Below are 25,561 nucleotides of genomic sequence, written 5' to 3' on the forward strand. Positions count from 1 at the left end.
AAAGTGATACGGCGACCTTTGCGCCTCCGATAGCGCTCGGCGCCGCAGGTGGCGAAGAACGCCGGATACCCGCTTCGCTGCTGGGAAGGACGGTGGCGAACGGGCGGCGACAATCCTCAGGAGCTGACGAAATGGCAAGCACCAAACGGCCCTATGACGAGTCCCTCTTGCGGAAGGCCTTCGACGTGGCGCGGCGTTCGCGCGAAGGCGGGGATCATCCCTTCGGCTCCCTTCTCGCCGACCGTGACGGCAATGTCCTGCTGGAACAGTGCAACGGCTACAGTTCGGAAGGCGGCGACCGCACGGCCCACGCGGAGCGGCTTCTCGCCACGCGTGCCGGCAAGGCCTATGCCTTGGATTTTCTGGCCGAATGCACGATGTACACGTCGGCCGAGCCCTGCGCCATGTGCTCCGGCGCGATCTATTGGGCGGGGATTGGGCGTGTCGTGTTTGGCCTGTCCGAGCGGGAGATGAAACAGCAGATCGGCGCAAGCGAGGAAAATCCGACGCTCGATCTTCCCTGCCACATCGTGTTCGCCGCCGGCCAGCGCCCAACGGAAGTCGTCGGCCCCTTGCTTGCGGACGAGGCGGCGAAACTCCACGAGGAATATTGGTCACACCGCTGACGGCCTTTCGCCGGCCGCTCTCGGTCCGCTTCGTCTTCAATACAGCAGCCATGTCGGGACACTCCGCAGGATCGTGACGATCCGATCGATGGTTGAAGTCTGGCGGCGGCGTGACGATCTGCCCCTCACCCTGGCCCTCTCCCCGCAGGCGGGGAGAGGGGACGCGTCGAGGGCGCGGCCCGCTCATCCTTGCCCTCGATTGACGATTGTCGGAGGCGCCCCTCCCGAGTGCGGCGGGCGTCGTTCCTCAGGGGCAGGGAGCGCGCCACACGTCCCTTCGCCCCGCCTGCGGGGAGAAGGTGCCGGCAGGCGGATGAGGGGGCTTCCCCTCACCGCGGGGATGAGGGGCAAGCACCTTACTTCGTCGTGTAGCCGCCGTTGACGAGGATCGTCTGGCCGGTCATCCACCAGCCGTCGGAGACGAGGAAGCGGATATAGGGAACGATGTCCTCGATGTCGGTAAGGCCGGTCTTGGAGAAACCCGAGAGCGCGGAAGCGGTCTTGTGATAGGCGACGGCATCGGCCCCTTCGGCCGGGTAGAAGAAGGGCGTATCCATCGGGCCGGGGCCGATGGCGGTAACGGAGATGCCGCGTTGGCCGAACTCCTTGGCGGCCGCCCGGGTGAAGTGCTCGACCGGTGCCTTGGTGCCGGCATAGGCCGCATAGAAGGGCGTGAAGGCGCCGAGCAGCGAGGTGACGAGCGTGCAGATCTTGCCGTTGTCGCTGACATGCCTGCCCGCCTCGCGCAGGAAGAAGAAGGCGGACTTGGAATTGACCGCGCTCATCTCGTCATATTCGGCCTCGGTGATTTCGACGAAGGGCTTCTTCAAGACCTTGCCGACGGTGTTGACGGCGATGTCGATGCCGCCGAGCGCGGCCTTGGCATCGGCGAAGAGCTTTTCGACATTGGCCGCGCTGGTGAGATCGCCCGAGAAGGCGTGGGCTGCGGCCCCGGCCGCCTTGATCGCGGCGACGGTCTCGTCCGCCGAAGATCTGGTGGCGGCGCTGTTGTAGTGGATCGCGACGCCGCGGGCGCCGTGTTCGGCGAGATCGCGTGCCAAGAGCCCGCCGAGGTTCTTCGCGCCGCCGGCGATGAGAACGGATTTACCTTTGATGCTGTGGTCTGCCATGGGTTTCTCCTGTTGTCGGCCGCTCGCGGGCCGGACTTTGAATGGGGCGGGATCAGAGCCGGGTGTGGCACACGCGCACCCTGCCTCGGGCGCCGGCGGTCCATCTCGACGAGGCCGGTCGTCCCGGGCGCGGCACGCCCGTGTTTCAGATAGCGCGCGCCTTGCCGCCGCCCATGCGAGAGGGCGGGCTGCGGCAGGCATCGCAGGGTTGAGAATATCGTCCGTGTCGCTGGTATAAAGGGTCCGTTCGTGACATGACTTGTCAGAGCAGACGAACAATGGGCATGACCGGGCATGGACAGGATCGAGCTTTTCCGCATCTTCGCCCGCGTCGTAGAAAGCGCGAGCTTTACCCGTGCGGCCGATACGCTGGGCCTGCCGCGCTCCTCCGTTTCGGCGGCGGTGCAGACGCTCGAAACCCGGCTCGGCACAAGGCTCCTGCACCGCACGACCCGCAAGGTGGCGCCGACGCAGGATGGTGCCGCCTTCTACGAGCGCTGCCTGCGGCTGATCCAGGACGTGGAGGAGGCGGAGAACCTGTTTCGCCGCGGGGCGACCGGTCCGGCCGGGCGGCTGCGCGTCGACCTGCCGAGCCGCATCGGCCGGCTGATCGTGGCGCCGGCGCTGCCGGAGTTCCTGGCGCGCTACCCCGGCATCGACATCGACCTCGGCATGACCGACCGGGCGGTGCACCTGATCGAGGAGAGCGTCGACTGTGCGCTGCGCGTCGGGCCGCTCGAGGATTCCAGCCTGATCGCCCGGCCGCTCGGCACGCTCCGGCTGATCAATGTCGCAAGCCCCGACTATCTCGCGCGGTATGGCACGCCGAGGACGCCCGCCGATCTCGCCGGTCATTTCGCCGTCAACTATGCCTCGCCCTCAAGCGGCCGGGTGGAGGACTGGGAGTGGATCGAAGACGGCGCGGCGCGCACGGTGAGCGTGCCGGGTCGCATCAGCGTCAACAGCGCCGAAGGCAGCATCGCCTGCTGCCTCGCCGGCCTCGGCCTCATCCAGATCCCGGCCTATGACGTGATCGACCATCTGCGGGAAGGGCGGCTCGTGGAGGTGATGCCCGACCACACCGCCGCGCCGATGCCAATGGCGCTGCTCTATCCGCACCGCCAGCATTTGTCGCGCCGGCTCAAGGTGTTCGCCGACTGGCTGGAGGGGCTGATGCGAGGGGTGATAACGGCGTGAGGGGGGAAGGTCCGCTCTCGAGGATCCGGCTGAAGTTGGATGCTTAGGTTTGAATCAGTTGCTGCAAATGATCTCTGACGACGATCCAATCCTCGGACTCCATGTCACGCATCTTGCGGATTATGAGTTCACGGAAACTTGCCTCAGACTTCCTGATTTGGGCGCGTTTGAAGAGGTCGGTCAGCAACTTCTTTCCGTCACAAAGCTCTCGCCACTTGGCCTCCCATTGCGCCTCAAGCTCGCTACGGCGAATGCGACAAGCACTAAGAAAATCCGATGTCCATTCTTCGTCCGGCGTTGTCGGAAGTGAATTTTTTGCGCTCAGCCAGCGGCTCTGAAGTCTCGTTGTTATCGCTTCTAACCCTTCAACCAGCAGGTCATCCTTTTGAAGAGAGCTATTTTGGAAGCCGTACGAGTTGTAAACTTCACGGGCAACAATTGCATCAACCTGCCGAATAGCGAGGCCCTTTACAAAATTTCTTACCTCTCCTTCGCTTAGTATTGGGTTTCGCGTGACTTCTTCATCTCGCAAAAGCTCCGCGAGGACATCAATGCCTATCATGTAATTTTCAATCGAGCGTCGCGTCCACTGCATAACGCGTACTGCGCTCGAACTCTTAAGCGAGGTGATCTCCTCATCTCTGTCAAAGATTACAAATATCGGTGCAACCTTCTGCCCCTTATCTTCCAGAGCTTGTAGGTCGACAATAGTTTTTTCGACCTCGCGCCGCCCGCCGCGATCCTTTATCTTGAAGCGGCGCGCATATTCAGGAAATGCAATCTCTAAGAAGCGAACGTCCTGATCACCCTCAACTAGGATGGTGCCTTGGTAAAGAAGTGACTCGCTTACCGACGTCCCGAGACGGTTCAATGCTTCCGCATACTCATGTCGGGCAGATCGTGCGATCCGCGTGATATCCGTCGGAGACTTTAGGTGTAAGAGGGCGCACTCGTCGTTCGAAAAGGCTCCGGACAAAATTTCTGGGGAATGGCTACACATCAGGAATTGGATGGCGCGGGGTGTTGAATACTGTCTCAGCATAAATGACAACAAGTCGCGGCTGACTGCTGGATTTAGGTGCAATTCTGGCTCGTCAAATAGAGCGATTCCTCCATGAGCCAGTGATTTGGCAACGATTAGAAAAGTAAGAGCGATATTTTTCTCGCCGCTGCTTAGGCTATCTAACTCTATTAGGCGATCTGTCGCCAATTCCCTAGTCATTACAGAAAGCAAACCAAGGTCATTGACGCGAATTTCCTCAATTCGCCTGCCCCGTAGCAGTTCCGTAAAAATGGTTTCGAATTCCGCCTTGACGGTGTTCTGTTCTGAATCCCCACCTTCCAAAACCATTGCATTTATTATGAGGTTTTTTAGGCGCTGATATTTGAGTTGGGGCTGAGAGTTGTGCATCTCCATTTGCTGCTGAGCGTCTGGGCCACCAAGCTGAAGGTTTGTTTCCCCAACCGGTAGGGCGCGATCAGCAGGAAAGTATGAAAAAATCGAGTGTGTAGGAGGTAGCCGTTGGTCCAGGAATGCAAGCATAACTCCGGCCAAAGGATCGACGATTCTTAGGTCACCGCTGGATGGTCTAAGTATTATTCCCACCTGGAGAGTTGGATCTATTTTTAATCGCCTTATGGCTGTATCGAGCTCTTCATGTACTTTCTGGTTCGCTTGCACGCCCTCCGGTGACTGCAAGAATTGTACGATCTGGGCTGGGTTCGCAAAGTTCAACCCCATGCGAGCGGCGATAAAGTGCCGCGTGATGGCATGTGTTGACGCCTCCGCAAGGGATATTTCGTGAGGGGTCAATGTATAGGTGCAACGGATGTCCACATCATTATTCAGATCCTGAGCCAGCCCCTCCAAAAAAAGATGCTGGGGGAAATGCGGAGAAGCAGCGCCCAGTGAGATGAGGACCTGCTGAGCCTCATTCACTGTTCGCGGAGCAGCGAGCGCCTTTGCCAAGCGGATGGCTTGCAGGATCGTGGTTTTTCCTATGCCGTTTGGCCCGACTATGACATTTATGTACTTACTAAGTTCGATACTGATGTTTGTAATGGCGCGAAAATTCTTTACCGCGATGTGGCTGATGTACATGCTGCTCTCCGTATCAGCGCATTCAGCTCAATATGGGCGATAATTTCAAGTATACGTTGATGCCTTAGATAGAAACGTCCCCAGAATTTGCTGGCGCCAACCAAAGCGCAATGAGGGTCTTCTTCGCACGATTTTAGTGGGTTGCATCGAAATTTGCCCTCTGTTCACCTCTTCGAGATTTTGGACAAGTTCCGGCTCGGCTGTTGAACCGCCAGCGTTGGCGCAGGCCGAGTGTATTCGGACGACGCAGCTGATTACGGACGCCGTGGTTGTTTCCACGAAGATGATATTACTTTCCCGAGCCACGCCGAGGACAGTGAAAGCGATATAGTTAACATCAGTTCGCCCCCTCACACCGAACGCGTGAGCCCGCCATCCACCTTAATGTTCTGGCCGGTGATGTAGCCGGCGCCGTCGGAGGCGAGGAAGGCGATCGTTGCGGCGATTTCGGCGCTGGTGCCGTAGCGCTTCATCGGCACGGCGTCGCGGCGTTCTTCGGTTGCCGGCAGGCTGTCGATCCAGCCGGGCAGAACGTTGTTCATGCGCACATTGTCGGCGGCGTAGGTGTCGGCGAAGATCTTCGTGTAGGAGGCAAGGCCGGCGCGGAAGACGGCGGAGGTCGGGAACATCGGCGACGGTTCAAAGGCCCAGGCAGTGGAGATGTTGACGATCGAGCCGGACTTCTGCTTCTGCATGATCGGCGCGACGAGGCGGACCGGGCGGATGACGTTCATCAGGTAGACGTCGAGGCCGGTGTGCCATTGTTCGTCCGTGATTTCGAGGATCTGGGCGCGCGGACCGTGGCCGGCGCTGTTGACCAGCACGTCGATCCGGCCCCATTTTTCCATGGCCGCGTCCACGAGGCGCTTCAGATCGTCATTTAGCTGGTTGGAGCCGGTGACGCCGATGCCGCCGAGCTCGGCGGCGAGCGCCTCGCCCTTGCCGGAGGACGACAGGATCGCGACCTTGAAGCCGTCGGCGGCGAGGCGCCTTGCGCTTTCGGCGCCCATGCCGCTGCCGCCGGCGGTGATAACTGCCACTTTTTCTACTACTGCCATGGTTCTATCCTCTCTCGTCGCATTCAGCCGGGTGCCGATTGTGCTGGTATTGCACTTGAAATACCATCTCCGGGACGCAACGACGAAGCAGTTTCGCTTTCCTATGCCAGTAGAAAAACTATCGGATGAGTGACGCACCCGGAAAGCTCCCTTCGCTGAATGGATTGAAAGTGTTCGAGGTGGCCGCGCGCCATCTGAACTTTCGGCTGGCGGCCGAGGAGCTTGGCGTCACGCAAGGGGCGGTGGCGCAGCAGATCCGCGGGCTGGAAGCCGAACTCGGGGTGAAACTCTTCGAACGGCTGCCGCGCATGCTGGCGCTGACGGGCGAGGGGCGCGGCTATATCGCCGATATCCGGCGTGCGCTCGAGATCATCGCCCGGGCGACGGATGGGCTGAAGCCGCAGCCGGTGCGGCTGACGATCAGCACCACGCCATCTTTCGCCTCGAAATGGCTGATCCCGCGCCTGCCGGATTTCACCGCGCGCCACCCGGATCTCGACCTGCATATTCTCGCGACCGACCGCATGTCGAACTTCCAGGCCGATGGCGTGGACCTGGCGGTGCGTTACGGGCGGCCGCCTTTCGGGCCGGGACTGGCGGTGGAACTGCTGTTCGAGCAGGAGATCGTCGCGGTCTGCAGCCCGATGCTGATGGCCGGCCGGGCGGTGCCCGAGACGGCGGACGAGCTTGCCGGCTACACGCTGCTGCACGACGCGCACAACTTCTGGCCCGAATTCATCGAGCGGCATTTCGGCGAGAGCCGACAGGCCTCGTTCAAGGGCATCAGCTTCAACCAGACCTCGCACGCCATCGAGGCGGCGATCGCCGGCCAGGGGATCGTGCTCGCCAACGGCGATTTCGTGGCGCAGGACATTGCCGAAGGGCGGCTCGTCCGGATTTTCGCGGGGTCGATGTCCGGGCCTTCGGACTTCTATCTCGTCTGGCCGCGCTATCGCAAATCGCCGGCACTCCAGACGGTGATCGCCTGGATCAGCGAGGAAGCCGGCAAGGGGCGTGAGCGGGCTCTGGCGTGATCTCCTGCTCCGCCGCCGGGGCCGTCACCCCCGCAGGGCGGTATCGAGCCGGTAGAGCAGCGCGTGAAAGGCGCCCTTGCTGGGCTTGCGCCCCGGCATCTTGCGGATGATGCGCCGGATTTCGTCCGATGCGGCGGCGATCGCCCGGCGCAGTTCGGTTTCGATGGCCAAGGCTTCGTGTTCCTTGCCGAGCGAGAGCGCCTGGACGGCATAGGCGGCGGGACCAAGGATGTGGTTGATCTGATGCGGCGTCTCGATCGGGTGGGTGTAGGGCGCACCGGCGGCGGCGATGGCCGCGCGGGCGGCCGCCTTGGCGGCGGGATCGCTGACCTCGCGCGCCGCTCGTTGAGCGCCCCACGCGGCCTTGCGCAGATGCGCGGTGCGCGCGCCGCCTCCAGCAAAGGCGACAGCCGCTGCGATCGCCTCACGCGGGCGGTTGTCGCCCGGCGCGGCCGCCTCGTAGACCGGGAGCGCGCGTTCGGCCGAGAGCACCGCCCAGCGCGTAATGTGGCGCAGGTCGTCTTCGGTGAGCAGGGGCAGGGCGATGTCATCGTGCATGATTGAAGATCTTTGCGGCTGCGGCGGACGGCAACGTCTGGTTCGTGGCGGCGGCACGGGAGGATTTTTTACGAATTGGGAGGCTCCCAGGCGGTTCTCGCCGTGATGACGGTCCTGCCGCAAGGGCCGACAAGCGATGAGAACGACGCGTCGCCAAAGCTGACTTCCACCCGATAAGGGTGCAGGTTGTCGTGCGGATCGGCATCCTTCGGCCGCTGGAAGGACGGCTGCCAGATGGTCCAGAGGCCATCTTCGGCCTTGTATCGGTGCCCGCCGGGGCGAAGGAACCTCTGCACGTCTTCGACCACGAGGGCCTTGATCTCTTCATCGGACAGGTCGACATCACAGCCCGGCCCCGGCGGCAGGTAAGGGATCAATGCCATCAAGGCGAGCGGGCCGATCGATACCAGCAAGCCATAGAAGGTTAGAAGCGCGCAAAGCGCAATCAGCAACCGCCGTTTGATCCCGTGTCCCATCGGTTCGCCGGTGCCTGCCGGCTGACGACACCCCGCATCTGGCAACGATGACGAAATCACTTGAAGTCGTACGCCTCTTGCGTTGGAGGTTTAACGCTCCCAGCCCGGCGAAAACGGAAAGCGCTCGGCCCACAGCGTCGCCAGCCGGGGATCGGCGTCGACACGGCGGACGATGTCCGCGAGCGCAGGCGCGACCTCATAGAAGCGGCGCCGGCCGGGCGACCAGCGCGACACGGTCGCCACATAGAGGTCGAGCACCGACAGGTCCTCGCCGAGGAGGTATTTGCCGGGCTGCAACTGTGCCCCCATCTGCTCCCAACAGCGCGCGATGCGGTCGAACAGGCGCGCCCTGACGGCCGCGTGGTCCTCCTCCCGCTCGACGACGCGCGCCGGGCCGTCGGCAATCCAAAAGAGGGCATAGATGGCCGAGGACACGAACATCATCCATCTGAGGAATGCCGGCCGTCTTGCGTCGGTCAACGCCGGCGCCAGCCGGGCGTCAGGATAGGCATCGGCGAGAAAGATCAGGATCGCCGCACTTTCGGTCATCAATTCGCCCGTCGGGAGCGCCAGGGCTGGAACCTGCCGAAGGGGATTGATGCGAGCGAGCTTGTTCGCAGCCTCCTGTCCCTCCCAGGGGGCGGATTCCTCGACGCGATAGGGCAATTCGAGAAGGCTCAGCGCCGCCTCGATCGGAACGGAGCCCGAGCCTGACGCTCCAAAGACAACAAATGGTTCGGCCAAAGATTCTCTCCTCCGCATGGGGCAGTCCGGGCCCAAGCCCGCCCATGTCTTGTTCAAGACTCGGGTGAAACTGCTGTTCGATTGCTGTCGCATAGATCTCAGCTTTGGCGATACAATCAAGGGCCTGGGGTGCCAAGTTAGCCTGTTTGCAAACCCCGGTTGCAAGAATTAGGGACGAGCGACGGGCACGCACGACGGGCGAAAATGCGATAGAGTTGATCGGCCGGCGACGGACCGGTATTGGACGCGGCGCCGAAAGCCGATTGCAGTCAGACGGAGTTCTCAGGATTGAGCGTTGCCTTCACCAAGGAAGAAAGTGCCGAAACCGCCGCGGAAACCCTGTTGCCGGATCGCCCGATTTCGCCGCATCCGAACCTGGTGACGGAAGCCGGGCTGAAGGCGCTGGAGGCGCAGCTTCAGGAGGCCCGCGTAGCCTACGAGGCAGCGGCGGCGGTCGAGGACGTCAACGAGAAACGCCGCCAGCAGGCGGGCCCCTTGCGCGATCTGCGCTATCTGAACGAGCGGCTGCGCACCGCCCAGCTCATGCCGGAGCCCACCTCGGCCGAGATCGTCGCCTTCGGCAGCACGGTCACCTTCAGCCGCGATGATGGCCGGGTGCAGACGTATCGCATCGTCGGCGAGGACGAGGCGGATCCCAAGGCGGGATCGATCTCCTATGTCTCGCCGGTGGCCCGCATCCTCATGGGCAAGGCGGTGGGCGAGGTCATGAGCGTCGGCGACCAGGAACTCGAGATCGTCGCGATCGCGTAAAGCCATTCCCGGAAAGAGATGAGGGCGAGGGTTCCGCCCTGGCTGCGTCATTCCAGATGGCCGGGGCCATCGCTTAGGAGATGCGTCCACCTAATATAATCGTATGCGATTAAATTGCTTCCTATTGACATTGATGTGCATCGGCATTTATATCGCATCCGATTTAATGCGGTGGCATAGGTTGACGGGTGGACGACATCGGCCGCGCCGGGCCCCGTCGACGAGGAAAAGCGCATGCATGATGGCGACGCCCGACACGCTCAGACTTATCGCGAGTTTTCGCGCGTGCTCGATCCCGAGGTCTACGAGCCGCTGCCCGGCGACTGGGTGATCGGGATCACCGATGTGGTGAATTCGACCGGGGCGATCCGGTCCGGGCGCTACGAGGAGGTCAACTACGCCGGCGCATCGGCCATTGCCGCCATCGGCAATGCCCGGGGCAATTTCGATTTCCCCTTCGTCTTTCGCGGCGATGGCGCGGCCTTTGCCCTGCCGCCGGAGGGCGCGGTGACTGCGGCCACGGCACTGCGGCAGGTCGCGGCCTTCGTGAAGGATCGGTTCGGCCTCGACCTTCGTATCGGTCTGCTGACGGTTCAGGAGATCCGCGCCAACGGGCAGGACGTGCGGATCGCCCGCTACGCCGCTTCGGAAGCAGCCACTTATGCGATGTTTGCCGGTGGCGGGCTCAAATGGGCGGAACGGCAGCTCAAGAAGGGGCACTATCGACTGGCGCCGAAGATGGATGGCGGCGAACCCGATCTCACGGGGCTTGCCTGCGAGTGGCGGCCGTTTCCGAGCCGGCAGGGCCAGATTCTCTCGCTGCTGGTCGAGCCCACCGACCGCGTGACGCCCGAACGCTTCGCGGCGCTGGCGAGAGACGTGATCGCTGTTTTCGACGAAGGGCCGCGGCAGTCGCATCCCCTGCCGGGCGAAATGGGCGTGCCGAAAGACGAGCGCGTGCCGATTGCACCCGAGCGCTGGGCGGGCGTTGCCGCCAATTCCGACTTTCGCAAATATGACGATGGCCTGCGCCTGACGGTGGATTGCGCGGCCGAACAGATCGATCGGGTGGAAGCGATCCTCGTTGCGGCGCGGGCGCGCGGCGAGGTCATCTTCGGGCTGCACCGGCAATCGCACGCGCTGATGACCTGCCTGGTGCCATCGGCCCGGCCGGATGCGCATCTGCACTTCCTCGACGGCATGGATGGCGGCTATGCCAAGGCGGCGGAGATGATGGCGGCTACCTTGGCCGCAGCCGCGTAGCGGCGGCCTTTCAAAGGACGGCGGCAGTCCCTGCTGCCGAGCGACACTTACGTCTCAGGTGAGGGCGCCCGGCGAAACGGCATTCGCCGGAGCCGAAAAGGGGCGGCCATCGACGCCCCACGTGTCCATCATTGCCTTCTCGCCCGCGCCTATGCCTTCCGCGATTCCGACTGCGTCGAACGCAGAAGGCTGTCGCGCAATTTTGAAACCGACTGCTGGACGACCGGGAAGTCGTCTCCGAGCCCGGTGGCCTCGATCAGCGCCGAACCCGGTTCCGCATCCACCAGTTCGCGGCCGGCCGGCGTGAGCGTGAGGCGCACCTGCCGCTCGTCGGCGGGATCGCGCCGGCGCTGCAGGTAGCCGTCCGCCTCGAGCTTCTTGAGGATCGGCGTCAGCGTGTTCGATTCCAGGAAGAGCTTTTCGCCGAGCATGCTGACCGTCTGCTCATCCTCTTCCGAGAGGGCCACCAGCGTCACGTATTGCGTATAGGTCAAGCCCAGCTTGTCGAGCAGGGGCTTGTAGGCGCGGCCGAAGGCGAGGTTTGCCGAATAGATCGCAAAGCACAGGAAGTTGGAGAGCTTCCTGCCGCCCTTTGCCGGCGTGGTCTCAGGGGCTTTCGCTGTCTTGGACGTAGGCATGGGGGTGTCCTTCATTTTTTTCTCTTTCCGTATCTGCACTTAATATAAATCGCATCCGATTAAATCGCAATAGTGTTGACGCCGCGTCCGACTTCAACTATATACATCGCATCCGATTGAAGCGGATGCGATTAAAAGCGAACAGAGAGGAAAATGACATGACCGAGAAGCTCCTTTTCACCGGCACGACCCACAATACCGGCGGCCGCAACGGCGGCACCGTGAGCCGCGACGGCACGCTGGAACTGAAGCTGTCGCAGCCGCATCCGGCTGCGGAAAACCTGTTCGGCGCCGCCTGGTCCGCCTGTTACATCGGCGCGATCGAGCTGGCTGCGCTGCAACGCAAGGTCAAGCTTCCGGCCGGCCCCGAGGTCGATACCGAGATCGACCTGAACGTCAACGACGGTTCCTACTTCCTGCGCGCCCGGATGAACGTTCGCCTGGAAGGCCTCGACCGCGACGTCGCCCACGAAATCATCCACGCCGCCCACGAGATCTGTCCTTACTCCAAGGCGACGCGCGGCAATATCGACGTCGAGACCAATCTCGTCTGAGATCGCCTGAAAAATTCTCCTTGATTATCATCGGGATGTGCCGGACCTGGACCACCAGCCGCGGCGCATCCCGATACATTCAGGTGTGTGGCGATATCGGACGGGTGTCGCTGACGATTTCACGCCAGATCGTCGGCGGCGATGCGAGCAACTTCGACAATGCGCTGCATCGGAAGCTGGGCCAATTCGGTTGCTCCCTCACGCGCTCGGCGGACAGGGCATCGAGAAGGCAAAAGGACTTCTCCTCCGAGGGAACGAATGTCGAGCGAAGGTAGCGAACAGGCTTGCCCTGTTGCGTCATCTCTGCGGTAACGGTTCCCGCACGGCTGGCGGGGGCGATGCTGCGAACTTCAAACATCACCATCGGAACATCATGCCGGCGCGACAATCCCGATTTCGTGTGGACGAGACTACGATCACACGGCTTGTCGCAAAAGCGCTTGTGAGAGCGGAATCAGCGCTGAAGAGGAGAATTGACACTCGGGGGGTAGGCGGTGCCGGCGAGTGCGAGTTCCTTTTCCAGCAGGAGCCGATCGCGCTCTTCCTTGTGAGTGGCAAAGTTGGCTTCAAAGGTCGCCAGCAATTCAAGGGCGATCCCCGTGCTGCCCCCGATTTCCTGAAGCTGTTCGATAATGCGGCGTTGGTTGGATACGTGCCGCGCGGCCTCCTCGACGTGCCTTTCGTTCAGAGCCAGATGCTTTTCAATGATCTCAAGGTCAACCATCGGGTCACCTCTCAAAATGTCATTTCACCCCGTCCGTTGTTAGGCGGCACAGCAAGAGGTGCGCGACAACCAAGACAAGAGAGAAACGGCGGTCGCCCATCAAAGTTCCCCCCCAGGTCGGTTGCCTTATTGCCAGATCGGCCCATATTGGTCGTATCGTTGGGCAGTTCTACGGGCCCCACCGGCTGGAAGATAATTCGCGCTTTCGCCCCAGTTCAGGAGGTGGCGCGATGAATTCCACGGCCAATCCCAAAGCACTTCTTCCTCACGAAATGAATGAGATCGCGCGGATTTTTAGCGAAATCCTGAGCGAACGCGGGCTGCCGCGGGATTGTGAGGCAGCCGAAGCGATCGCAGCCCGCCTTATCAATTGCTACCAAACGGGTATTCGCGAGAGCGGAGCATTAAAGTACACCATCGGTCTCGACCTGCGATCTGTCTCAACCGAAAATGCTGACATCGTCGACCCCGGAAGCCCCGAGGTTTCGATGCGGCAGATCGCAGGCGCTTCAGACAGCGAGCTTGGTCCCGACGATCTCGAAATGCTCCAGCGCACTTTCGACCGCGTGTGCGTCTGGCGCAACATTCCGCGCTACGGGAAGCGGGCTGATCGATTGGCCCGCTCTCTGACGGATCAATTCCGAAAAGGAATGTCTGACGAGACGTCTCTGTTTGAACATGCGATGTGGCTGGAGCAGCGCTCCGACCCGAGCCGTCACCGCCCGGACGCGTAGGCACGCCGATCATTCTCTCCAGGGTCAGCAACATGATCGAATGAGAGGATGCTAAGTGCTTGTGAAGCCAAGTCTTGGACGCACCGGGCTCGCGCTGTCGTCCCCCCATTGGCGTTTCCGGACGAAGCCGGATGACGGCTCACACGCGGCGCTATAGGCGACCGGGCAGGGGAAATGCCACGCCAGGGGCCGCCGGCATCCAGCAATTATTCCACCTCCACCTCACGGGAATGTAATTTGGCCGATCGCCACCCTTGTTGGTATTTTCGCGCCTTCGCATGTACAGGGGGACGGCTCCGGCCGGTGGACACATGCCTTACAATCTCACGGTCAATGGAAAGAACTATGCCGTCGATGTGGACGGCGATATCCCGCTGCTTTGGGTCCTGCGCGACACCATAGGCCTTACCGGAACCAAGTTCGGCTGCGGCATCGCCATGTGCGGCGCCTGCACGGTGCATGTGGACGGCCAGGCGGTGCGTTCCTGCGTCACGCCGGTTGCCGACGCCGCCGCAAAACAGATCACCACGATCGAAGCCATCGGTGACACGCCCGAGGGCAAGCGGGTGCAGCAGGCCTGGCTCGATATCGACGTGGTCCAGTGCGGCTACTGTCAATCCGGGCAGATCATGTCCGCGACCGCGCTGCTCGCCGCCAATCCGAAGCCCAGCGACGACGACATCGATGCGGTCATGGCCGGGAACATCTGTCGATGCGGCACCTATCCGCGCATTCGCGCCGCCATCAAGCTGGCAGCACAGGGGTGATGAGATGTCCATTTTCGACAGGGCCAACCTTGCCTTATCGCGCCGCCAGCTTCTGATCGGCGCATCCTTGACGGGGGCCGGACTGGTGATCGGCCTCAGGCCGCAGCCGTCGGCCGCAGCCACGGAACCCTTCGCGCCGAACGCCTTCATCCGCATCCCGCCGGAAGGCAAGATCGCCCTCATCATGCCGTCGGTGGAAATGGGGCAGGGCATCTATACCGCGGTCGCCATGATGCTCGCCGAAGAGCTGGAGGTCGGCCTCGACCAGGTGGTGCTGGAGCATGCGCCCGCCGATCCCAAGCACTATGCCAATCCGCTGCTTGGCGATCAGATCACCGGCGGCTCGTTCGCCATTCGCGGCGTCTATGAGCAGATGCGCAAGGCCGGTGCCGCCGCCCGCATCATGCTGGTGCGTGCCGCTGCCGCCGACTGGGGCATTTCGCCCGACGCCTGCAAGGCCGAGGCCGGCCAGGTAGACGAGACCGGCGGCAGCCGGCGGGCCGCCTATGGCAGCCTGATTGCGGCGGCGGCTTCCCAGGCCGTGCCGCAGGAGGTACCGCTGAAACCGGCATCGAGCTACCGGGTGATCGGAAAGCCGGCGCACCGTCTCGACAGTCCGGAAAAGGTCAACGGCACCGCGAAGTTCGGCATCGACGCCCGGCTGGAGGGTGTGTCCTATGCGGCGATCGCGATCTGTCCGCACTTCAACGGCAAGCTCCGCGCGGTCGACGAGGCTCCGGCGATGGCGGTCAAGGGTGTCAGCCAGGTCGTACGCATCGACGAGGCCGTCGCGGTCGTCGCCAACAACACCGGTGCGGCGCGAAAAGGGCTTGCGGCGCTTTCGATCGAATGGGATCCGGGGCCGAGCGCCACGGTCTCGCAGGCGGAACTCGAGCGCCGGATGGACGCCGCGATCGACGGTGAGGCCTTGCGGCACATCCACGAGGGCGACGTGGCGAAGGCCGAGGCCGAGCACGGGCCGGTGCATGAATTCATCTACCGCATGCCGATCCTCACCCATTCCGCCATGGAGCCGATGAACTGTACGGTGCATGTTCGCCCCGATAGTTGCGAGGTCTGGGTGGGAACGCAGATCATGGGGCGGACGAGACAGGTTGCCGCCGAGGTCACCGGCCTGCCGGTCGAAAAGGTCGTCGTCCACAACCATCTGCTCGGCGGCGGCTTCGGCCGGCGGCTCGATGTCGATGGCGTGATCCTGGCGACGAAGATCGCCAAAGAGGTCAACGGTCCGGTGAAGGTGACCTGGAGCCGCGAGGAAGACATCCGCCACGACTGTTATCGCTACCTCAACTACAGCAAGGTCACGGCGACGCTCGGTCCCGACGGCCTGCCGGTTTCCTGGCGCCACCGGGTCATCGGGCCCTCGGTCATGGCGCGCTGGATGCCGGCCTTTACCAAGGACGGCATCGACCTCGACCAGATGGCCGGGGCAGAATCGCCCTATCAGATCCCCAACCGCTACACGGACTTCGCCCGCCACGAGGCGCCGGACGGCATGCTGACGGGCAACTGGCGCGGCGTCGGGGCGACGCGCAACATCCCGCCGATCGAAGGCGCCATCGATGAACTGGCCAACGCCGCGGGCATCGATCCGCTCGACTATCGAAGGCGGCTGCTGCAGCAAAAGCCACGGCTTCTCGCCGCGCTGAATCTCGTCGCCGAAAAGGCCTCCTGGTCGACGGCACTTCCCGAAGGCAAGGGAAGGGGCATCGCGCTCACGGAGGACTTCGGCAGCTTCGCCGCGACGATCGCCGAGGTCAGCATCGGCGAGGACGGCCGGTTGCGGACGGAGCGGATCGTCTGCGCGATCGATTGCGGCCAGGTGATCAATCCGGACACGGTGGAGGCACAGATCCAGAGCGGCGTCGTCTATGGCCTGAGCGCCGCGCTCTACGGCCGCATCACCGTCGAAAACGGCGCCGTGGTCGAGGGCAATTTCGACGATTCGCCCGTCCTGCGCATTCATGAGACGCCGCCGATCGAGGTGCACATCGTGCCGAGCACCGAGGCGCCCGGCGGCATCGGCGAGCTGGGGACGCCGGGTGTGGCGCCGGCGCTTCTGAATGCGATCCATGCCGCGACCGGCAAGCGGCTCAGAACTTTGCCGATCGGCCAGACCGATCTCAGGAGGGTGTGACCGTGACCAAGCGAACGCTCGCCCTATCGCTTGCCGCCGCTCTCGCTGCGGCCGGTCTCGTTGCCGCCCTTGCGCCAATCACCGGTTATGCCGAAACATCCGGTGGCGGCCCGCTGAAGGCGGCCTCCGAATTCTCGTCGATCGCCGATGCCAAGGAGCGCTCGAAGGCGATCTTTGCTGAGGCAAGCCGCGTGCTGACGCATCCGCGCTGCATCAACTGCCATCCGGCGACACGCAGCCCGACCCAGGGCGAGGACATGCATCCGCATGTGCCGCTGATGATCGCGGCCGACAGTTCGATGGGGCCGGCCGGCCTTGCCTGCAGCACCTGTCATGGTGCGGAGAACCGCGGGATCGTCGGCAGCCGTCTCAAATCCATTCCCGGCAACGCCCATTGGCAACTGGCGCCCGAAAGCATGGCCTGGCAGGGCCTCACCGTCGGCGAAATCTGTCGGCAGGTGAAGGACGCGGAACGCAACGGCAACCGCTCCCATGCCGATCTCATCAAGCACATGGGCGAGGACCACTTGGTCGGCTGGGCCTGGCATCCGGGCGAGGGCCGCAGCCCGCCGCCCGGGTCCCAGCCGGAGTTGGCCGCGCTGATCGCCGCCTGGGTGGATACGGGTGCGGAATGCCCGGACTGAGCGGCAGCTCATGCCCGGAGTGAGCGATGTTTGAGATCGCTGAGGCGTTTCGCGGCGTGCGGCAAACTGCTGTCTGATGGGATGCTGCCGCCTGTCGGGCCGATGCCTTCCGTCGCGGCTTGACAAAGGTCCGGGACTGTTCGACCTTCGCGCCATGACCTGCCGTCTCGCCAAACTGACGACCTCGAAAAAAGCCCCGTGCCCGGGGCTTTCGGTCGTTGCGCGCAGAGCATAGCAAGCACAAGGATCAGATCGACCCCGCCGGTTCGGACGGGGTTTTTGCTTGCGCTCCGTCTCCGGTCCTTTGAAGGAGATGGAATTTCATGGAAACCACAGGTTCAACACGGCCGTCGGCGCTTGGCGGTCTCTGGCTGCCGCTGATCACGCCCTTTCGCGACGGTGAACTCGACGAAAGTTCGCTGCGCCGGCTCGTAAAGCACTATGCCGGCGAGCCGATCGACGGCTTCATTCTCGGTGCGACCACGGGCGAGGGCATGGCGCTCGACGAGGCGGAATGCGAGCGGCTGGTTGCGGTCACCCATGAGGCGCTGTCTGCGGCTGGCCGGCGCATTCCAGTCTATTTCGGCCTTTCCGGCAGCGATACGCTGAAGACGGTGAAGGCGCTTGGGCGGAGCGAGGCGTGGGATGTCGCCGGTTATCTGATTGCCTGCCCCTATTATACGCGGCCGTCGCAGCGCGGGCTTTTCGCCCATTTCTCGGCGCTTGCCGACGCCACCGGCCGGGCGATCCTGATCTACAACATTCCGTACCGGACCGGCGTGAACCTCGGCAACGAGACCATGCTGCAACTGGCGGAGCGGGAAAACATCGTCGGCGTCAAGGATTGTTCGGCGGATGCGACGCAATCCTTCGATCTGCTGCGCCACAAGCCCCGGGATTTCGCGGTGCTGACCGGCGAAGATCCGCTGTTCTACACGGCGCTGACACAAGGGGCGGAAGGCGGGATCACGGCCTCGGCCCATGTGCAGACGGCAGCCTTCGCCGCTGTCCGCAACAGGCTGATAGCCGGCGATCAGGCAGGCGCGCTTTCCGACTGGCAGCGTCTTGCCGATCTGCCGAGGCTGCTGTTTGCCGAGCCGAGCCCGGGGCCGATCAAGCACTGGCTCTGGCGTTCAGGGCTGATCGAAAGCCCGGAAATGCGCCTGCCGATGGTGCCCGTCAGCGACGGGCTGGCAGCACGGATCGACCAGGCGATGGCGGCGCAGCGGCAGGGGTAGCCCCGCCATCGGGCGCGAGGGGGCCGACGGTCACCGCCAGAAGCGCTTGGCGTCGATCACGTCGTCGAGCGCGTTCTGCGCGTGGTCGATCAGCCTGTCCTTGTCGGTGTGCACGACCAGCGTTTCGGCGTCCGGGTGATCCTCGAGGCCGATCTCGCCGAGCACCAGCGGCCCGGAGACGAGATCGTTCAACGTGCCGAGCCGGCCCTGCAATGCGGTCATGGCATCGATGAAGCGCTTGTAGCGCCTCGCGCCCCGCTTGTCGTCAAACAGTGCGGCAAAGAACTCGGCGGCATAGCGCAGTTTCTTCGCATCCTTGCGGGCCTCGTGCCGCTGCTCGTCGCTGACCTTGGCGAGTGCGCGGCCGTGCTTCTTCAGCTTCCGGCGCGCCCGGTCGAGAACGGCTTCGGCAAAATCGGCCACCGGCCGGTCGCGAAGCTCGGCGGGCGGCGTCGACAGGTAGTCGCCGCAGTGCAGCCATTGCTGGAGATCGAAAAGAAGGGCGCGGCCGCGTCCGCTGTCGAGCGCCTCGAAGGCTTCGGCATAGCGGGCGGCGCGCGCCGTCTTCAACTGGTCGCGCAATTCCGGCTCCGGGTCACGTGTTAGGAGAACGTCGACGTCGCGGGCCTTGCCGAGGACGCCGGCCAGCCATTTCAGCTCACCCTTGATACGCTGGCTCTCGTCGTCGCTGAGCAAATCCTTGTAGAGCGAGATGGCCGAGCGCAGGCGGCGAAGGGCGACGCGGGACTGGTGCAGCGCCTCCGGGTTCCTTCGTTCACGCAGCACGTCCTCGTTCAGGCGGTAGTGGCGGAGACAGGCAAGCGCGATGGTGCGGAAGCTCTTCGTCACCCGCATCTCGCGGTCGAGCTCGACCGGCTCCGCCTTGAAGACGACCGGCTGGGCGTCGATCAGGCGGAAGCCGCGCTCGGCCTTGGAGAGAACGCCGAAGCGGACGGGAACGATCGCCTCGATGCGGCGGGCGAGGGTGAAAAGCGCCTCCGGGTCGCCGTCCTTCAGCTCAAGTTCGATCTCGCCGACGGCGGTCTGGCGGCTGCCCGCGGTGACCATGCCGCGGTCGAGCACCGCTTCGATCCTCGTGCCGTCCTGGTCGACATCCCAGGTGCTGCGCTCGACCTCGACGGTAAAGTGCGGCTCCAGGTCGTCGGGCTCCAGGCCGAACTCGGCGGCAAGCGGGGTGGTGCGATCGACGACCGGCTCGTCGGCGGAAAGCGGCTGCTCCCATTCCGCACGGGCAAAGACCGAGGCGCCGGGGCCGGTCGCCTTGATCGTCTGGATGCGTGCCGCGCCGACCGTGCGGATGCGCAACGTGAAGCCGGACTGGTAAAGATCACGGTCGCGGGTATCGAAATAGACGGACCGTTGCTGCTCTACCCGCGCCGGCTCCCCGAGGAGGCGGGACTCGGCGAAGCGGGCGAGATCTTCGGCAGAGAGCTCGAGCTTGAGTTCGATTTCCGTTTTCAAACCATCCTCCATGAGCGCAAGGGCGATGTACCCAACCCCATTTGAGCACAATGGTTCATGGTTTGAATGACATGGATCATATGGCGCGAATCTTGGGGCCGCCGGAAATCTCGCTTACGGAGATGTAAGTGCGCGGCGAGCGAAAGTCCGGCCCGACATTTGCGGCCCAACAACTGATGGGAGTGCCGCAATTCCGGACGGAAAACCGCTTCACACTTTTCCTGGAATTGCTGTTTGTAATACCGCAATTCCGGACGGAAAACCGTTTCACACTTTTCCTGGAATTGTTGTTTGTAATACCGCAATTCCGGACGGAAAACCGTTTCACACTTTTCCTGGAATTGCTGTTTGTAATGCCGCAATCCCAGACGGAAAACCGCTTCGCACTTTTCCTGGAATTGCTGTTTGTAATACCGCAATTCCGGACGGAAAACCGTTTCACACTTTTCCTGGAATTGCTTTAAGCTCCCGGCACTTCATGCCACGGAATTGATAAATGTCGCTTCGCCTTGCCACCTTCAACATCGAAAACCTGTTGAGCCGCTTCGATTTTTCCGGTTTTCGCAACCAGCTCAAACAGGACCGGGTGCTGAGGCTCTTCGACGTGAAGAGCGAGGCGGAATATCAGCGGCTGGAGGAGGCGCGCACCATCGCGCATACGGATGATACGCGGCAGATGTCGGCCTTGGCGATTGCCGATTGCGACGCGGATATCCTCTGCCTGCAGGAAGCCGACAACATGGCCTCGCTGCAGGCCTTCGAATACAACTATCTGTTCCGCATGGTCGGCAACGGCTACCGGCAGAAATACCTGATCGAGGGCAATGATTCGCGCGGGATCGACGTCGCGGTGCTGATGCGTGAGGAGACGCGCGACGGCCAGCCGATCGAGTGCCTGGACGTGAAGAGCCATGCGGGACTGACCTATGAGGATCTCGACCTCTTCAACGACCAGATCGCGCTGACCAACCGGCCGTCCGACCGCATCTTCAAGCGCGATTGCCTGGAGCTGGATCTCAGGATCGGCGGGCGGCCGCTGACGCTCTATGTCGTGCATTTCAAATCGATGGGGCCGGCGCGCGAAGGGCTCGACGGCCGGCAGGCGACGATGCCGCTGCGCGTGGCCGAGGCAAGCGCCGTGCGCCACATCATCGAAAGCCGCTTCGGCCGCGGGCGCACCGCCGACAAGATGTTCGCGATCTGCGGCGACATGAACGACTACCAGGAGAAGGTGAACATTCTCGGCGACCGGCGCAACGGCTACCAGTTCGTGCCGCACGAGGAGGAGACGAGCTCGCTCGACGTCTTCAGCCATGACGGCTTCGTGGAAAACCCGATGCTGCGCCGGCCGGTGATGGATCGCTGGACGCTGTTTCACAGCCGCGGGCCGCAGGAGCGCCATCTCTGCCAGCTCGACTATATCTGGCTGTCGCCGGCGCTTGCCAAGCGCAACCACGCGCAGGTGCCCGAAGTCATCCGCGGCGGCCAGCCCTTCCGCACGATCTTTCCGCCGGGGCTGGAAGTGGAGCGCTATCCGCGCACCGGCTGGGACCGGCCGAAGGCGTCGGACCACTGCCCCGTGGCCATGACGCTGGACGTGTGACCATGGGCGCTCTTGAAAGCAATACGGCACTCTGGCCGGCCGAAGGCGTCATCATCCCGATCGACGACGTCGAGATCCGCGTCAACGGCGCGGCGCATCCGTTTCATCTTGGCGAGGTCGAGCGCGCGCAGGAGAACTGGCAACGGGAAATCGCCGCCAATCCGCATCTCTTCGATGGCCGCATGGTGCTGCAGCGGGCGCTCAGGATCGAGGACGGGCGGATCCGCGGCGAGGGGCACGTCGTGCCCTATTCGACCTTTCTCTGGTGGCGGAAGACGCGGGCCGAGGGCGCCTTCCATCTCTTTGCCATGCCGGCGATCCTCTCCTCGGATGGTGCGCTGATCCTAGTGCGCATGGGCTCGCACACCGCCAATCCGGCCCGCGTCTACAGTCCCTCCGGCTCGCTGGAACCCGAGGATATCGTCGACGGGCGCTGCGACATTGCCGGCAACGTCCGCCGCGAGGCGCTGGAGGAGACAGGCATCGATCTCGCGCTTGCGACAGTCGAGCCCGGCTATCACCTGTTGCACATGGACCGCGCCGTAACCGTCATCCGCGTCTACCGCTACCCGGAAACGGCCGCGGCGCTGGTTGCGCGCGTGGCGGCGCACATTGCCGCCGATCCCGAGCCGGAGATCGACGAGGCGATCGCGATTTTCGGTCCGGACCCGAAAGCCCACAACTATCCGCCGTTCATCCCACCCATTTTGGAGTGGCTGTTCCGGCGAGAAACGTCGCTCTGATTTTGAGTCAACGGGGCGTGATACCCCTTTGTATCTGTGAGCCAATAGCCTTTGCCGCCCGACTGGCGCTGGGCGGCGGCTGCGCGCCGGTCGGGTGCCGCGAAGGCAAGAAGGCGCCTCGGCACATCCGCGGTTGAAGAAATCGTGATTCGCGCCGAACTGTGTACCGGTGCTCTTAAGCCTTGCCGCACGCGTCACGACGTTGCAAAGTTTCGAGGTATATTCGCAAGGGGACATGAATGGCGCTGAGCTACGCGATCTACGACGTCTTTACCGACAGGCGACTCGAAGGCAATCCACTGGCTGTGGTCTTCGGCGCCGACCGGCTGGACGACGGGGCGATGCAGGCGATCGCGCAGGAATTCAACCTGTCGGAAACGGTGTTCATCCGCAGGCCCGGCGGCGCCGCGCATACGGCGAAGCTCAGGATCTTTACCCCTGGCCAGGAACTGCCCTTTGCCGGACATCCGACGGTTGGCGCGGCGATCGCGCTTGCCGAGGCGCAGCACGGCGCGATCGAGGAGGGGATCGACCTCGTGCAGGTGCTGGAGGAGAAGGTGGGGCCGGTGCGCTGCGCCGTCCGCCTCAAGCCCGGTGCCGCGAGCTTTGCCGAGTTCGACCTGCCGCGCAAATCGGTGCGGCTCGATGCCCGCTTCGACCGGCAGGCGATCGCCGACGCACTGAGCCTGAAACTCTCGCAGATCGGCTTCGAGAACCACGTACCTTCGTTCTGGAGTGCCGGCGCCCCCTTCGTGATGGTGCCGGTGCACGACGTCGCGACGGTTTCCTCGATCGAGTTCGATTCGCTGCGCTGGGAACAACTGACGCCGATGGCCGAGGGGCGGCTGGCATCGGCCTACGTCTATTGCCGTGGCGGCGTGAACCACACGGCACGCTTCCATGCCCGCAAGTTCGGCCCCGGCGCCGGCAGCCTTGAGGACCCGGCGACCGGCTCGGCCGTGGCGGCTCTCTCCGGCGCCATCCATTATTTCGACCAGTTCGTCGACGGTCATCACCCCGTACTGGTCGAGCAGGGGGTGGAAATGGGACGGCCGTCCTTCATCCACCTGCATCTCGATATCACCGGCGGGGAGATCAGCACTGCCCGCATAGGCGGCCATGCGGTGAAGATCGCCGCGGGCGAACTCTACGTCTGAGGCGTGGAGTCGTCATCAGAGGCGCGATGTCTTGCGTCTTGGAAATTTCAGCTTAATCAGCGCTTTAGGAGAAATTTGGTGGGTGATCACGGGCTCGAACCGTGGACCCGCTGATTAAGAGTCAGCTGCTCTACCAACTGAGCTAATCACCCATCCGCGACCGCTTCGGAGTGTCCCGTCGCTGTCGTGAGGGGGCGTATAAAGGCGTTCGATTGGCTTGTCCAGCGCCTTTGTGAAAATCTTTTGAAAAATTTCTTGGGGCCGGCGAAGTCGCTGTGGAGAAGGCCCCGCATCTCTCCGCAGATGCACGTAACAGGAGAGGCGTGACGAAAGACGGGCGAACAACGGCCGCTTTGACCTGGGCGGCCGCTTCATCGACGTGCGCTGATCGCGCAGCCAGGTGAAAGCAAAGGCAAGCGATCTCGGAGCCAGATGGAAGGGCTGTGAGTTATAGATGCGTAACGCAAATACCCTCTTGAGTGTCATCAAGTCGTGCGCTAAAGCGGCGCCACGGATGGGTGATTAGCTCAGTTGGTAGAGCAGCTGACTCTTAATCAGCGGGTCCACGGTTCGAGCCCGTGATCACCCACCAGATTTCCCCTAAGCGCTGAATAAATTTCGCTCGTTTCGGAGCTCGTCAATGGACGAAGCGTGGGCTGATATTGGTGAGAAGCATCACCACCTTGTCTTCTATCGCCTGGCAGTTGCTTTCATAGACGAGAGTCAGAGGCTCATCCGCCATCGCGTGCTCTCTCAGTTCGTCACGCGTGATCACGGCGACGCCATAGGCCGCCATGAGGTTGTTGAGCGCCAGGAACCTCAGCTCTGAAATCTGTTTCCTATGTCTTGGTAGTCGCAGCATGAGCCGTGCCCGACCGATCTTCTCGAAGTCCATCGATTCACCTCGAATGCCCTATGAGGTGTAGTGTCCACCACAACCAGGCAGGTGGCAACAGACGGTGGCCGTGTTTCTTCAGGGGCTATGCCCTTTGGCGGCGAGGCTCGTTGCGAATGGGGCAGGGGCGCTGAAGCCATTGCCGGTGGGTCGGTGACGATGTCGACGATCGAACCTGCGGCCACGGGGTGCCGAAGAGCGGCAGCCCGGATGGTTACCGGTTTTGTCGCGTGACGCATGACAGGGCCGCAACCACCACCTGTTGCTTCCGTGCAACAGGCGTTTCGTCATTCCCGCAGTCTGCGATTGTGGTCTTGCCCCGAAAGTAAGCTTGTGTAATTTTCACCAAATCGGAGCTCAAACTAGAGGAGGCATACGATGAATCATAATTTTGTGCAGATGCTCGCCTCTGGTGGAATGGCTTGCTCGTCTCGACGACCACGCCATAACTCTCTGGGTTACTTCGGCGCATAAGCGCGGCCCGAGCTCTGCCTTTTCGTATTTTCCATTTTGACTTGATGTGACCGGTTCCCGGAACGCGATTCCGTGTCCGCGCGCATCTATAATCTAGAGGACCCGGCCGCTCGCGGCGGCGGGATCAATCATGCACGAATTGCAACTTCGCTCCGCCGGGCCTTGCCGGCGATCATGGACGACCTGTTTCGAACGTTCGGCTTCCGCCGCACGGTCGGCGCCTTCCTCGTTGCTGCCTGGAGGCGTCGCCGGACGCTCAACCAGCTCAGCCATCTCTCCGACCGCATGCTTCGCGATATCGGCGCGGAGGAAGTGGTGAAGAAGCCTGAGATAGCCGACATTTCGCTTTGGCAAATGCCGGTCGGCTATCCGGTTGCCAGGCACAACTGAGGCCCGCCCTGCAGCGCCGCGCGTCTAATCAGACGCGCAAAGGTCGCTGTAGAACTTTGATCTGCTGCATGTCTTTGTCCTTGATCGAAGTCGATTTAAGGAGACATGCAGCAGCGGGCCTCTTCCCTTATCGACCAAGGCTCACGATTCGGGGTGTCCTGACCGGAGATCATCATCCTGGTCCGGCGCCGCCGTCGCCGATTGCCGTTCGGCGGCGAGCTTGGCGGCGCAGTCGTGCCTTATCATCGCGGCGGCGAGGTTCGCCCGGCCGGTACCGGTCGCCTTGGCCTTCGCCGCCGCCATGTCCCTGCACCAGTTTGCATCGAGAACCTCCTCCGGGATGTGCGGCATGCAGGACGACAGAAGCAGCAGCGAACAGAAGAAGACGGCGCGCATTCGGGG

At 62.8% G+C, this 25,561-nt stretch carries 28 protein-coding genes and 2 tRNA genes; 17 read left to right on the plus strand and 13 right to left on the minus strand.

What is annotated here, in order from left to right; all coding sequences use genetic code 11:
- Nucleotides 1-131 precede the first annotated feature (131 nt).
- Nucleotides 132-626, plus strand: coding sequence for a nucleoside deaminase (locus ACQ5BM_RS02055; protein ID WP_429807083.1), 495 nt, complete (start codon nt 132-134; stop codon nt 624-626).
- Between the two features lie 356 nt (nt 627-982).
- Here ACQ5BM_RS02055 and ACQ5BM_RS02060 read toward each other — a convergent pair whose 3' ends face one another.
- Nucleotides 983-1,756: an SDR family oxidoreductase gene (locus ACQ5BM_RS02060; protein ID WP_429807085.1), complete on the minus strand. Its 774-nt coding sequence runs from the start codon at nt 1,754-1,756 to the stop codon at nt 983-985.
- Between the two features lie 294 nt (nt 1,757-2,050).
- Here ACQ5BM_RS02060 and ACQ5BM_RS02065 point away from each other — a divergent pair, with 294 nt between their 5' ends.
- Nucleotides 2,051-2,953 (plus strand): LysR family transcriptional regulator, encoded by a 903-nt coding sequence (locus ACQ5BM_RS02065; RefSeq protein ID WP_429807088.1) that lies wholly within the window; start codon nt 2,051-2,053, stop codon nt 2,951-2,953.
- A gap of 43 nt (nt 2,954-2,996) precedes the next feature.
- Here ACQ5BM_RS02065 and ACQ5BM_RS02070 read toward each other — a convergent pair whose 3' ends face one another.
- Both ACQ5BM_RS02070 and ACQ5BM_RS02075 read right to left on the minus strand, forming a co-directional pair.
- Complete coding sequence (locus ACQ5BM_RS02070) at nt 2,997-5,054, minus strand: AAA family ATPase (protein WP_429807090.1); 2,058 nt, start codon at nt 5,052-5,054, stop codon at nt 2,997-2,999.
- A 350-nt stretch (nt 5,055-5,404) separates the two neighbouring features.
- Nucleotides 5,405-6,112, minus strand: a complete 708-nt coding sequence (locus ACQ5BM_RS02075; protein ID WP_429807093.1) for an SDR family oxidoreductase — start codon at nt 6,110-6,112, stop codon at nt 5,405-5,407.
- A gap of 125 nt (nt 6,113-6,237) precedes the next feature.
- On the opposite strand from ACQ5BM_RS02075, the gene gcvA reads away from it, so the two are divergent.
- Complete coding sequence (gene gcvA, locus ACQ5BM_RS02080) at nt 6,238-7,146, plus strand: transcriptional regulator GcvA (RefSeq protein ID WP_429807096.1); 909 nt, start codon at nt 6,238-6,240, stop codon at nt 7,144-7,146.
- Between the two features lie 24 nt (nt 7,147-7,170).
- On the opposite strand, the gene ACQ5BM_RS02085 is transcribed toward gcvA, so the two are convergent.
- The 3 genes from ACQ5BM_RS02085 to ACQ5BM_RS02095 form a co-directional block, all read right to left on the minus strand.
- Nucleotides 7,171-7,704, minus strand: a complete 534-nt coding sequence (locus ACQ5BM_RS02085) for a putative immunity protein (protein WP_429807099.1) — start codon at nt 7,702-7,704, stop codon at nt 7,171-7,173.
- A 68-nt stretch (nt 7,705-7,772) separates the two neighbouring features.
- Complete coding sequence (locus ACQ5BM_RS02090) at nt 7,773-8,180, minus strand: hypothetical protein (protein ID WP_429807101.1); 408 nt, start codon at nt 8,178-8,180, stop codon at nt 7,773-7,775.
- Between the two features lie 90 nt (nt 8,181-8,270).
- The gene (locus ACQ5BM_RS02095; RefSeq protein WP_429807104.1) at nt 8,271-8,924 is read right to left on the minus strand and encodes a glutathione S-transferase family protein; all 654 of its coding nucleotides are present in this window, start codon (nt 8,922-8,924) and stop codon (nt 8,271-8,273) included.
- 288 nt (nt 8,925-9,212) lie between these two features.
- On the opposite strand from ACQ5BM_RS02095, the gene greA reads away from it, so the two are divergent.
- The gene (gene greA, locus ACQ5BM_RS02100; RefSeq protein ID WP_429807106.1) at nt 9,213-9,695 is read left to right on the plus strand and encodes a transcription elongation factor GreA; all 483 of its coding nucleotides are present in this window, start codon (nt 9,213-9,215) and stop codon (nt 9,693-9,695) included.
- 234 nt (nt 9,696-9,929) lie between these two features.
- Nucleotides 9,930-10,958 carry a DUF3095 family protein gene (locus ACQ5BM_RS02105; RefSeq protein ID WP_429807109.1) on the plus strand — a complete coding sequence of 343 codons (1,029 nt, stop codon included), beginning with the start codon at nt 9,930-9,932 and terminating at the stop codon, nt 10,956-10,958.
- A gap of 149 nt (nt 10,959-11,107) precedes the next feature.
- Here the strand turns inward: ACQ5BM_RS02105 and ACQ5BM_RS02110 are convergent, their stop codons facing one another.
- Nucleotides 11,108-11,596: a MarR family winged helix-turn-helix transcriptional regulator gene (locus ACQ5BM_RS02110; RefSeq protein ID WP_429807111.1), complete on the minus strand. Its 489-nt coding sequence runs from the start codon at nt 11,594-11,596 to the stop codon at nt 11,108-11,110.
- Nucleotides 11,597-11,754: 158 nt separating this feature from the next.
- Between ACQ5BM_RS02110 and ACQ5BM_RS02115 the strand changes: the two genes are divergently transcribed.
- Entirely contained in the window at nt 11,755-12,150 is a 396-nt protein-coding gene (locus ACQ5BM_RS02115) for an Ohr family peroxiredoxin (RefSeq protein ID WP_429807114.1), read from the plus strand.
- Between the two features lie 79 nt (nt 12,151-12,229).
- Here ACQ5BM_RS02115 and ACQ5BM_RS02120 read toward each other — a convergent pair whose 3' ends face one another.
- Entirely contained in the window at nt 12,230-12,514 is a 285-nt protein-coding gene (locus ACQ5BM_RS02120; RefSeq protein ID WP_429807117.1) for a hypothetical protein, read from the minus strand.
- A gap of 90 nt (nt 12,515-12,604) precedes the next feature.
- Nucleotides 12,605-12,874: a hypothetical protein gene (locus tag ACQ5BM_RS02125; RefSeq protein ID WP_429807120.1), complete on the minus strand. Its 270-nt coding sequence runs from the start codon at nt 12,872-12,874 to the stop codon at nt 12,605-12,607.
- 230 nt (nt 12,875-13,104) lie between these two features.
- Between ACQ5BM_RS02125 and ACQ5BM_RS02130 the strand changes: the two genes are divergently transcribed.
- The 5 genes from ACQ5BM_RS02130 (at nt 13,105) to dapA (ending at nt 18,415) form a co-directional block, all read left to right on the plus strand.
- The gene (locus ACQ5BM_RS02130; protein WP_429807123.1) at nt 13,105-13,608 is read left to right on the plus strand and encodes a hypothetical protein; all 504 of its coding nucleotides are present in this window, start codon (nt 13,105-13,107) and stop codon (nt 13,606-13,608) included.
- 311 nt (nt 13,609-13,919) lie between these two features.
- Nucleotides 13,920-14,375: a (2Fe-2S)-binding protein gene (locus ACQ5BM_RS02135; RefSeq protein ID WP_429807126.1), complete on the plus strand. Its 456-nt coding sequence runs from the start codon at nt 13,920-13,922 to the stop codon at nt 14,373-14,375.
- A gap of 4 nt (nt 14,376-14,379) precedes the next feature.
- Nucleotides 14,380-16,533, plus strand: coding sequence for a molybdopterin cofactor-binding domain-containing protein (locus ACQ5BM_RS02140; RefSeq protein ID WP_429807128.1), 2,154 nt, complete (start codon nt 14,380-14,382; stop codon nt 16,531-16,533).
- Nucleotides 16,534-16,535: 2 nt separating this feature from the next.
- A complete protein-coding gene (locus tag ACQ5BM_RS02145; protein ID WP_429807131.1) occupies nt 16,536-17,177 on the plus strand; it encodes an Isoquinoline 1-oxidoreductase subunit in 642 nt (213 codons plus the stop codon).
- Nucleotides 17,178-17,500: 323 nt separating this feature from the next.
- Nucleotides 17,501-18,415, plus strand: coding sequence for a 4-hydroxy-tetrahydrodipicolinate synthase (gene dapA / locus ACQ5BM_RS02150; RefSeq protein WP_429807134.1), 915 nt, complete (start codon nt 17,501-17,503; stop codon nt 18,413-18,415).
- 30 nt (nt 18,416-18,445) lie between these two features.
- Here dapA and ACQ5BM_RS02155 read toward each other — a convergent pair whose 3' ends face one another.
- Nucleotides 18,446-19,897 carry a CHAD domain-containing protein gene (locus ACQ5BM_RS02155; protein ID WP_429807137.1) on the minus strand — a complete coding sequence of 484 codons (1,452 nt, stop codon included), beginning with the start codon at nt 19,895-19,897 and terminating at the stop codon, nt 18,446-18,448.
- A gap of 128 nt (nt 19,898-20,025) precedes the next feature.
- Between ACQ5BM_RS02155 and ACQ5BM_RS02160 the strand changes: the two genes are divergently transcribed.
- The 4 genes from ACQ5BM_RS02160 to ACQ5BM_RS02175 all read left to right on the plus strand — a co-directional run bounded on the left by ACQ5BM_RS02160 (nt 20,026) and on the right by ACQ5BM_RS02175 (nt 23,400).
- Complete coding sequence (locus ACQ5BM_RS02160; protein WP_429807139.1) at nt 20,026-20,361, plus strand: hypothetical protein; 336 nt, start codon at nt 20,026-20,028, stop codon at nt 20,359-20,361.
- 32 nt (nt 20,362-20,393) lie between these two features.
- Nucleotides 20,394-21,500: an endonuclease/exonuclease/phosphatase family protein gene (locus ACQ5BM_RS02165; RefSeq protein ID WP_429807142.1), complete on the plus strand. Its 1,107-nt coding sequence runs from the start codon at nt 20,394-20,396 to the stop codon at nt 21,498-21,500.
- 2 nt (nt 21,501-21,502) lie between these two features.
- Complete coding sequence (locus tag ACQ5BM_RS02170; RefSeq protein ID WP_429807145.1) at nt 21,503-22,243, plus strand: NUDIX hydrolase; 741 nt, start codon at nt 21,503-21,505, stop codon at nt 22,241-22,243.
- A gap of 239 nt (nt 22,244-22,482) precedes the next feature.
- Complete coding sequence (locus ACQ5BM_RS02175; protein WP_429807148.1) at nt 22,483-23,400, plus strand: PhzF family phenazine biosynthesis protein; 918 nt, start codon at nt 22,483-22,485, stop codon at nt 23,398-23,400.
- 76 nt (nt 23,401-23,476) lie between these two features.
- Here the strand turns inward: ACQ5BM_RS02175 and ACQ5BM_RS02180 are convergent.
- Nucleotides 23,477-23,552: transfer RNA gene (locus ACQ5BM_RS02180), tRNA-Lys, on the minus strand.
- A gap of 364 nt (nt 23,553-23,916) precedes the next feature.
- Here ACQ5BM_RS02180 and ACQ5BM_RS02185 point away from each other — a divergent pair.
- A tRNA-Lys gene (locus tag ACQ5BM_RS02185) sits at nt 23,917-23,992 on the plus strand.
- Between the two features lie 45 nt (nt 23,993-24,037).
- Here ACQ5BM_RS02185 and ACQ5BM_RS02190 read toward each other — a convergent pair.
- On the minus strand, nt 24,038-24,295 hold the full coding sequence (locus tag ACQ5BM_RS02190) for a hypothetical protein (RefSeq protein ID WP_429807151.1): 258 nt from the start codon (nt 24,293-24,295) through the stop codon (nt 24,038-24,040).
- Nucleotides 24,296-24,943: 648 nt separating this feature from the next.
- On the opposite strand from ACQ5BM_RS02190, the gene ACQ5BM_RS02195 reads away from it, so the two are divergent.
- Entirely contained in the window at nt 24,944-25,159 is a 216-nt protein-coding gene (locus tag ACQ5BM_RS02195) for a DUF1127 domain-containing protein (RefSeq protein WP_429807154.1), read from the plus strand.
- Nucleotides 25,160-25,300: 141 nt separating this feature from the next.
- Here ACQ5BM_RS02195 and ACQ5BM_RS02200 read toward each other — a convergent pair whose 3' ends face one another.
- Entirely contained in the window at nt 25,301-25,555 is a 255-nt protein-coding gene (locus ACQ5BM_RS02200) for a hypothetical protein (RefSeq protein WP_429807157.1), read from the minus strand.
- Between the last annotated feature and the right edge of the window lie 6 nt (nt 25,556-25,561).

This window comes from Ensifer sp. B1-9 (assembly GCF_050474445.1).
Taxonomy (GTDB): Bacteria; Pseudomonadota; Alphaproteobacteria; order Rhizobiales; family Rhizobiaceae; genus Ensifer.